This window comes from Mesobacillus boroniphilus JCM 21738, from assembly GCF_000517385.1.
GTDB lineage: Bacteria > Bacillota > Bacilli > Bacillales > Cytobacillaceae > Mesobacillus > Mesobacillus boroniphilus.
This window is the reverse complement of sequence record NZ_BAUW01000122.1, coordinates 1-8,713: the sequence shown is the minus strand read 5'-3', so window position 1 is coordinate 8,713 and position 8,713 is coordinate 1. Positions and strand designations below refer to the sequence as shown.

Below are 8,713 nucleotides of genomic sequence, written 5' to 3'. Positions count from 1 at the left end.
AACTCCGCCGGCAGAAGCAAAATGCGCTTCTTTGTCGGAGTCTCCAGTTTCTGCGTTTCTGGACAGTCGGCTATACTTTTCGATTTCGGTCCGCCCGATGAAGTCAAAGAGCGACTTCACCGGGCGGCCCTCCAACGATTGTCGGGGCTGACCAAGCGCTTGCGCTTTTCTTATTAAACACGCATTATGCCGTGGTGTTGTTCCACATAAGGGTGCTTTTAGCAGTTAAACAGACCCTTATGTCTAGTTGTCATTGCTCATAAGGGTGCATTTGAGAGTGCTGAAGAAATGATTTTTTGGCATATACACCAAATCAGCATTAGTTTAATTTTCAAGAATATGAGGTACTTCGTTATCAAATGAACTGTCTATGTGGGCAAGGATGAAAGCATTCTTGTTTACCAACATTTTGTGGTGGGAATCTTTCACGAACAACTGTTTTGATGGTATTATATATAGTTATCGGCATATTAATTTTTTGCCAGCATTGAATAGTAGTGTTTATAAAGAAATGCAGTTTTCACTTGGGTGCATTGCAGCTGTTCGCATATGGTGTTTGGGCACTTTTTGCCCAGAATATTGAAAGCGGAGGCACATCCTGGTGGAAAGCTCCAGAAAATAGAGTGATTTACTTCAGATAGAATTTTTGCCCCAGCCTATCATAAGATTATTTTATATAAATGGACACCGAAACAGGAGGTGAACGGCATGAATGAACAGATCAGAAATAAGCTGGCATTTCTCCCTGCCCAGCCAGGCTGTTATTTAATGAAGGACAGGCAAGGGACCATCATTTACGTTGGGAAAGCGAAAGTATTGAAGAACAGGGTGCGCTCTTATTTTACAGGATCACATGATGGAAAAACGCTCCGTCTTGTTAACGAAATTGAGGATTTTGAGTATATCGTCACCTCCTCCGATATGGAAGCACTGCTTCTTGAAATTAACCTGATCAAGAAATATGACCCAAAATATAATATCATGCTCAAGGATGATAAATCATATCCGTTCATCAAGCTTACTGCAGAACGGCATCCAAAGCTGATCATTACGCGAAAAGTAAAGAAGGACAGCGGCAAATATTTTGGTCCGTATCCAAATGTACAGGCGGCCAATGAGACGAAAAAGCTGCTGGACAGGATTTATCCGCTCCGTAAGTGTTCTACTCTGCCTGACCGAGTATGCCTTTATTATCATATGGGGCAGTGCCTTGCTCCCTGTGTCAAGGACGTACGCAAGGAAGAGTATAAGCAGATTACAGATGAGATTACACGTTTCCTCAACGGGGGATATAAAGAAATAAAGGTAGATTTGACGGTGAAAATGGCTGCGGCTGCCGAAGAACTTGATTTTGAACGTGCCAAGGAATTTCGCGACAAGATCGCCCATATTGAGGCGACGATGGAAAAGCAGAAGATGACTACAACAGATTTTACCGACCGGGATGTGTTTGGATATGCTGTCAACAAGGGCTGGATGTGTGTACAGGTCTTTTTTATCCGTCAGGGGAAATTGATCGAACGAGAGGTTTCGATGTTCCCAATCCACAATGAACCTGAAGAAGATATCCTCACATACCTGGGGCAATTTTACTCGAAAAATGAGCATTTCAGGCCGAAGGAAATATTGGTTCCTGAGGGTGTGGACCTTGAACTGGCCGAGGGGCTGCTTGAAGTGAAAGTCCTCAAACCACAGAGAGGAAAGAAAAAGGAGCTTGTCCACCTAGCATCCAAGAATGCTGGTATCGCCCTGAAAGAGAAGTTTTCATTAATCGAGCGCGATGAAGAACGGACCATCAACGCTGTTGAAAACCTTGGTAAGCAAATGGGCATCTACACCCCTCATCGAATCGAGTCTTTCGATAACTCTAACATCCAGGGGACCGATCCGGTATCTGCGATGATTGTTTTTATTGACGGCAAGCCTGAAAAAAGAGAATACCGCAAATATAAGATTAAATCAGTCAAAGGCCCGGATGACTACGAATCCATGAGGGAAGTCGTGAGGCGCAGGTATACACGTGTTTTGAGAGAGGATTTGCCACTGCCGGATTTGATTATCATTGATGGCGGAAAAGGACATATTGAATCAGCACGTGATGTGCTGGAAAATGAATTGGGACTCGACATTCCGATAGCCGGCCTGGCCAAGGATGATAAACACAGGACCTCCCAGCTTCTCTACGGCAACCCGCTGCAGGTGATCGAACTGCCGCGAAACAGCCAGGAGTTTTATCTATTGCAAAGAATCCAGGATGAAGTCCACAGGTTCGCGATTACCTTCCATCGCCAGCTAAGAGGCAAAAGTGCTTTTCAATCACTGCTTGATGACATTCCTGGCATTGGCGAAAAGCGCAAGAAGGCTCTGTTGAAGCATTTCGGTTCTGTGAAAAAAATGAGGGAAGCCTCTTTGGAAGAGCTGAATGCTGCCGGCCTGCCAGCGAATGTAGCGGAGGAACTGTATCAGAAATTACAGAATTAATGTAGCATTCTATTTTTTTCTGTGCTATAATGATAAAAATTTCATATAGCTATCACTTTAGAGCATTAAAGTGAAGATAGAGGTGCGAGCTTCAAGAGTAAAAGCCCGGAGAATTGTAGGATTCATTGATGGCCTTTGAAAGGGGATGTTCGCCGAAGTGGGGAAATGCCTATCCATTTTTTCGCTGGTCCTTCGTTGAATAAACGCTGGATTGTCAAGATTGCCATCTTGGAGTGCTATCTCATGTTGCAGCGTATATACACGTTTATCAAGCAATGGGAGCCACTTCCATTGCTTTTTCTGTTTTTTAAGGGCTTTTTTAATAGAAGTCTTTGGGAAAGATACATATGCGGCGTAGCCATGAAGCTCTATTAGAGGCAAAAATACAGAATGAAGAGGCAGGGGAAACGTATGGGATTGATTGTACAGAAATTTGGCGGAACATCAGTGGGAAGTGTCGAAAGGATCAGGAACGCAGCAAGCCGGACAGCAGAAGAATTGCAGAACGGCAGCAATGTAGTCGTAGTTGTATCAGCAATGGGCAAGACGACGGACCATCTTGTCGATATGGCGAATGATATTTCAAGCGCTCCATCTAAAAGAGAGATGGATATGCTTTTGACAACGGGAGAGCAAATTACCATTGCGCTTTATTCCATGGCATTGATGCAGAATGGGATCGATGCTGTTTCCTATACAGGCTGGCAGGCCGGAATCAAAACTGAAGCTGTACATGGGAACGCCCGGATTGTCGATATTGAGACCGACAGGATTGCCAGAGATTTAGAGAGTGGCAAGGTGGTTATTGTCGCGGGATTCCAGGGAGTAACGGATGATGGTGAAATCACCACACTTGGACGCGGAGGGTCAGATACAACGGCAGTAGCGCTTGCGGCGGCTTTAAAGGCTGATAAATGCGATATCTATACCGATGTGACTGGCGTGTTCACGACAGATCCTAGATATGTGAAAAGCGCGAGAAAATTGCTGAGTGTTTCTTATGATGAAATGCTTGAACTGGCAAATCTGGGGGCTGGTGTGCTCCATCCGCGTGCGGTTGAGTTTGCGAAAAACTATGGATTGCCACTTGAAGTAAGATCCAGCATGGAAAAAGAAAGAGGCACGATCATCGAGGAGGAGAATGAAATGGAACAAAATCTAATCGTACGTGGAGTAGCATTTGAAGACAAAATTACAAGAGTATCAGTCCTTGGAGTAAGCACTTCATTAAAAGGACTTTCTACTATATTCACAACACTTGCACAGAACCACATCAATGTCGATATTATTGTCCAAAGCCGTACAGAAGCAGGGACTGCAAACATATCATTCTCAATCAAGAGCAACGATCTGTCCGAGACATTGGATGTATTAGAACGCAATAAAGCAGCATTGAATTATCAAGCAGTCGAATCAGAAACTGGCCTGGCGAAGGTTTCAATCGTAGGTTCAGGAATGGTTTCAAATCCGGGAGTAGCTGCCAAAATGTTCGAAGTCCTTGAAGGACACGGTATCCAGGTGAAGATGGTCAGCACATCCGAAATCAAAGTCTCCACCGTAGTTGAAGAAAAACAAATGGTGAAGGCAGTCGAATCCTTGCATGAAGCATTTGAGCTTTACTCTGAAGCTGTTAAGACGAATTAATCAGGAGAAAAATAGCTTTCCCGGTGCGCGTAATTGGGAAGGCTATTTGTGTATATGTTCCCCGTTTACCAGAAGCGAGAGCAACCGGCAGATAAAAGGTAGAAATGTTCCCTGTTTAATAAAAAGGAAGATCAATCGGTCACATAAAAGGGAATATTGTGCCCTTTAGAGTTAAAAGGCAGAGGTAAAGGTCACATAAAAGAAAAAATGCTCCTGAGGAAAAATCGTCACTATAATAGTCCAGAAAAGAAGCCTAAAGCATACCAAGGGGCACAGCGAAGGGTTTCACTGTGCCCGGTCAACTTTATTAGGTTATATGCGTTCGATTTAAATAGTGAATGACAGCCCTGGCTGGGTTAATCACTCGATGGTTTACTCATCAATATGATCACTCTTATCCCATTTAATCGTGAACAGGATTTTTGATGATTTTTTATTTGGGTGTTCGAAAGCTTCGGCTGTAACTTTTTTCTGTTGTTCCATTTGCTGGGCGATGAAGCCTGCTTCTAACTGGAATGTGGTTTTTGGGTTGTTTTTCAGTCGGGAGGATATTATTTCGCTGCCAAGTTCAAGCACCATTTCTCTTCTGGATTCTTCTTTGATGGTAAGTTTGCCCCAGCCGGCATCCAGGAAGAAGCGGATGGTTTCGTCATGGTTTGCTAATGGAAACTTTCGGGCAAGGCGTTTTCCGGCCCAATACAAGATTTCTTGCGTATCTTTACCAAGCAATTCCGGCAGAAGGACTTCCCTGATCAATTCGTATCCAAACGCAGGGACAGCCAGTGGCTCGCTCTCAGTTTTTTGCTCAGATGTAGTTATTTCGCTCATGTTCTCCCCTCTTTCTATCACTCTATTATAAACAATTTGCCGTGAAAACATTAAATTAAAAGTTGTTGAATTTTGCTTGGCATAAGAAATTTTATAAAATTTTTCCATGTTTATACCATACCCGAAACTTTAGTATCCAAAAATTATAGTTCCGGGAAATTTTAATCTGCTGTGTCCAATGAGCAATAGTATTATTTTAATATACTCTTTTACGCGTTGGAATAATTAGAAAGTGGTGTTTTTACAATATCAATATGTTTTAAAAATTTTATTCATATAAGCATTTTTATGTATCCGTTTTCTTGACGCTCTATAATGATGGGAGTAAAATGAACATGTCACATAATTGTAAGAAATGCTTATTTTTGATGTTAGGTTGAATCAATCTGTTATTTTAATAGAGATAGGGAGAGAAGCCTGAACATCACGGCCAAATTTCAAGGGGGGTATACATATGGCAGGTAGACAAGAGTTTTATTGGCGGAGGCTGCATTCTTTGCTGGGTGTCATTCCAGTAGGTCTGTTCCTAATGCAGCACCTTGTAGTCAACCATTTTGCTACAGGAGGAGAAGAATCATTCAATAAAGCAGCACATTTTATGGAGCAGTTGCCTTTTAGGTATTTTCTAGAAATTTTCATTATCTTCTTACCATTATTATTCCATGCAATTTATGGTCTTTATATTGCTTTTACGGCTAAAAACAATATAGGCCAATACAGCCATTTCAGAAACTGGATGTTCATGCTTCAGCGTGTATCTGGTGTGATCACTTTGATCTTCGTAGCTTGGCATGTATGGGAAACCCGTATTGCCGCAGCATTTGGTGCAGAAGTTAACTTCCAGATGATGGAAACGATACTTTCTTCTCCATTCATGCTTTGGTTCTATTTAATTGGTGTCATCTCAACTACTTTCCACTTTGCGAACGGATTATGGTCATTCTTCGTAAGCTGGGGAATCACGGTAACACCGCGTTCGCAAGTGATTTCCACTTACGTCACTATCGGAGTTTTCATTGCGCTTTCCATCGTAGGTGTCCGCGCAATCCTGGCATTCGTATAAAACCTTTTCCAGGACTATATGCTGAAAAAGATTTACTTTTGATCGGATTTGAAAGACAGACATGGATTTAAGGGAGTGAGTCACGATGAGTAAAGGTAAGGTGATCGTAGTCGGCGGCGGTTTAGCTGGCTTAATGGCTACAATAAAAATTGCAGAAACAGGAACTCCTGTAGAACTGTTTTCTCTTGTGCCGGTAAAACGTTCCCACTCTGTATGTGCACAGGCGGAATCAACGGTGCAGTAAACACTAAAGGTGAAGGTGACTCTCCATGGGAGCACTTTGATGATACAGTTTACGGCGGTGACTTCCTTGCGAACCAGCCTCCGGTTAAGGCTATGGCTGAAGCAGCGCCTGGCATCATCCACCTTCTTGACCGTATGGGAGTTATGTTCAACCGTACGCCGGAAGGTTTGCTTGATTTCCGCCGCTTCGGAGGCACGCAGCACCACCGTACTGCATTTGCTGGTGCAACAACTGGGCAGCAGCTTCTATACGCTTTGGATGAGCAGGTACGCCGTCATGAAGTGGCTGGATTGGTTACGAAGTACGAAGGATGGGAATTCCTCGGAATAATCAAGGACGAAGAAGGGGTTTGCCGCGGGGTCGTAGCACAGAACCTGACTTCAATGGAAATCAATTCATTTGCTGCTGATGCCGTCATGATGGCAACAGGGGCCCCGGTATCATTTTCGGTAAAACAACGAACTCAGTTATCAACACAGGTTCTGCTGCTGCAATCGTTTACCAGCAGGGAGGATATTACGCTAACGGTGAATTCATCCAGATTCACCCTACAGCAATCCCGGGGGATGACAAACTCCGCCTGATGAGTGAATCTGCCCGCGGTGAAGGTGGACGAGTTTGGACTTATAAGGATGGCAAGCCATGGTACTTCCTTGAAGAGAAGTATCCTGCATATGGAAACCTTGTTCCTCGTGACATCGCTACACGAGAAATCTTCGATGTGTGCGTAAGCCAAAAGCTTGGCATCAATGGCGAGAACATGGTTTATCTTGACCTTTCACATAAAGATCCTAAAGAGCTTGATATAAAGCTTGGCGGTATCATTGAAATCTATGAGAAATTCATGGGTGATGACCCAAGAAAAGTACCTATGAAAATATTCCCTGCAGTTCACTATTCTATGGGTGGACTATGGGTTGACTATGATCAAATGACAAACATTCCAGGTCTGTTTGCTGCAGGTGAGGTTGACTATTCACAGCACGGTGCGAACCGTCTTGGTGCTAACTCACTATTATCTGCAATCTATGGCGGTATGGTAGCAGGTCCAAACGCAATCCGTTATATCAACGGCCTAGAAAAGAGCTCAGATGCTGTTTCTTCAGCACTATTTGATGATGCTGTTAAGATGGAGCAGGAGAAGTGGGACAATGTCATGTCACTAGATGGCACTGAAAATGCCTATGTCCTACACAAAGAGCTTGGCGAATGGATGACTGACAATGTAACCGTTGTTCGTTACAATGATAGACTTCTGAAAACAGACGAGAAGATTGTCGAGTTGATGGAGCGCTATAAGAATATCAACATCAACGATACTGCGAAATGGAGCAACCAGGGTGCTGTGTTCACACGCCAGCTTCAAAACATGCTTCAGCTTGCGCGTGTTATCACAATTGGTGCATATAACCGTAACGAAAGCCGGGGGGCTCACTATAAACCAGAATTCCCGGATCGTAACGATGAAGATTTCTTGAAAACAACTATGGCGAAGTTTGTTGATGCAAACTCTGCTCCAGCTTTCCACTATGAAGAAGTTGATACTTCATTAATCAAACCGCGTAAGCGCGATTACTCTAAGAAGAAGGGGGAGTAATAAGGCATGTCAGAGAATAAAACTGTTACTTTTGTAATCAGCCGTCAGGATGCTCCTGAATCAGCCCCTTATGAGGAGACGTTTGTTTTAGATTATCGTCCAAATATGAACGTCATTTCGGCACTGATGGAAATCCGACGTAATCCTGTGAACTCAAAAGGTGAAGCCACGACTCCGATTGCTTGGGATATGAACTGTCTTGAAGAGGTTTGTGGTGCGTGTTCAATGGTCATCAATGGCCGCCCTCGCCAGTCATGTTCTGCCCTGGTTGACCAGCTGGAGCAGCCAATCAGGCTTGAGCCAATGAGAACATTCCCGGTTGTCCGTGACCTTCAGGTTGACCGCAGCCGCATGTTCGATTCTTTGAAGCGTGTTAAAGCATGGGTCCCAATCGATGGTACTTACGATCTTGGACCTGGTCCACGTATGCCAGAGAAAAAGCGTCAGTGGGCATATGAACTTTCCAAGTGCATGACTTGTGGAGTCTGCCTTGAGGCTTGCCCTAATGTAAACGACAAGTCAGACTTCATCGGGCCACAGCCATTATCACAGGTTCGTCTTTTCAACGCCCACCCAACAGGTGCTTTGAACAAAGGCGAGCGTCTTGAAACAATCATGGGAGACGGCGGACTTGCAAACTGCGGTAACTCACAGAACTGCGTCCAGTCTTGCCCTAAAGGCATTCCATTGACAACTTCAATCGCAGCCTTGAACCGTGATACAACACTGCAGGCATTTAAGAACTTCTTCGGAAGCGATCAAGTATAGAAAAGCGAAAGCGCCTTGTCTAGCCCCGAAAAGCGCTGGAGGGCCGTCCGGTGAAGTCGTTCTTTGACTTCATTAGGCGGACCGAAAT

5 protein-coding genes, 1 pseudogene and 1 riboswitch are annotated in these 8,713 nt (G+C 44.0%); of the genes and pseudogenes, 5 read left to right on the top strand and 1 reads right to left on the bottom strand.

The genetic code is table 11. The annotated features are described in order from the left end of the window. Window positions 1–708: 708 nt before the first annotated feature. Window positions 709–2,481 (top strand): excinuclease ABC subunit UvrC, encoded by a 1,773-nt coding sequence (gene uvrC / locus JCM21738_RS19875; protein WP_023627077.1) that lies wholly within the window; start codon window positions 709–711, stop codon window positions 2,479–2,481. Between the two features lie 69 nt (window positions 2,482–2,550). Beyond that, a riboswitch (Lysine riboswitch) is annotated at window positions 2,551–2,728 on the top strand. A 164-nt stretch (window positions 2,729–2,892) separates the two neighbouring features. Continuing rightward, on the top strand, window positions 2,893–4,125 hold the full coding sequence (locus tag JCM21738_RS19865) for an aspartate kinase (RefSeq protein ID WP_023627079.1): 1,233 nt from the start codon (window positions 2,893–2,895) through the stop codon (window positions 4,123–4,125). A gap of 372 nt (window positions 4,126–4,497) precedes the next feature. Here the strand turns inward: JCM21738_RS19865 and JCM21738_RS19860 are convergent, their stop codons facing one another. Beyond that, a complete protein-coding gene (locus JCM21738_RS19860) occupies window positions 4,498–4,953 on the bottom strand; it encodes a YslB family protein (protein WP_035209986.1) in 456 nt (151 codons plus the stop codon). Between the two features lie 454 nt (window positions 4,954–5,407). Between JCM21738_RS19860 and JCM21738_RS19855 the strand changes: the two genes are divergently transcribed. The 3 genes and pseudogenes from JCM21738_RS19855 (at window position 5,408) to sdhB (ending at window position 8,625) form a co-directional block, all read left to right on the top strand. Next, window positions 5,408–6,016: a succinate dehydrogenase cytochrome b558 subunit gene (locus tag JCM21738_RS19855; RefSeq protein WP_023627081.1), complete on the top strand. Its 609-nt coding sequence runs from the start codon at window positions 5,408–5,410 to the stop codon at window positions 6,014–6,016. A gap of 85 nt (window positions 6,017–6,101) precedes the next feature. Further along, window positions 6,102–7,857: pseudogene (sdhA, locus tag JCM21738_RS19850) on the top strand (succinate dehydrogenase flavoprotein subunit). Window positions 7,858–7,863: 6 nt separating this feature from the next. Beyond that, on the top strand, window positions 7,864–8,625 hold the full coding sequence (gene sdhB, locus JCM21738_RS19845) for a succinate dehydrogenase iron-sulfur subunit (protein WP_023627083.1): 762 nt from the start codon (window positions 7,864–7,866) through the stop codon (window positions 8,623–8,625). Window positions 8,626–8,713 lie beyond the last annotated feature (88 nt).